This is a genomic window from Alcanivorax sp. HI0044, from assembly GCF_001634945.1.
Genome location: NZ_LWEZ01001928.1, coordinates 1 through 536 on the forward strand (window position 1 = coordinate 1; position 536 = coordinate 536).

The following is a 536-nucleotide window of genomic DNA, read 5'->3' on the forward strand; positions in this document are numbered from 1 at the left end:
AATCAGCATGAACCAGTAAGGGCGGACGTAACTCAGCAGCCGTTTATAGGTAGGCCACACGTCCTCGGGGGGAAGAGGTTGACTCATTGTGCCTCGTTAGGGGATTCGCGAGTGGTGAGCGACAGCTTAACAAAACCCAGCTGCCCGGCCACGTCATAAACACGCACGACAGCCTGATACGCCACATTGGCGTCCGCATAAATTTGCAACGGTTGATCCGTTTTATCCTGCCCAAGACGCAGCAACGCAGTGCGTAGCGCATTGCTGTCACTGGCCGCCAGCTTCTCGCCGTTCACCAGGTAATCGCCCGTGGAGGTAATCGTCACTTCAACCTGATCATCCACCTGGGCCTGCGGAGCGCCATCGGCTTCCGGCAAGGTGATCGACAACTGTGTCTTGTCATCAAACGTGGTCGATACCATGAAGAAAATCAGCAGCAGGAACACCACATCAATCAAGGGTGTCAGGTTAACGCTGATTTCCTCCTGGCTGGGCCGGGGAAATTTCACGCCTTCTCTCCCGGTTCTGCCTCACGA

General features: G+C 55.4%; 1 protein-coding gene. It reads right to left on the reverse strand.

Annotation, left to right across the window (positions count from 1 at the left end; genetic code table 11):
- Positions 1–83: 83 nt before the first annotated feature.
- Positions 84–509 carry a biopolymer transporter ExbD gene (locus A3730_RS28635; protein ID WP_063519846.1) on the reverse strand — a complete coding sequence of 142 codons (426 nt, stop codon included), beginning with the start codon at positions 507–509 and terminating at the stop codon, positions 84–86.
- Between the last annotated feature and the right edge of the window lie 27 nt (positions 510–536).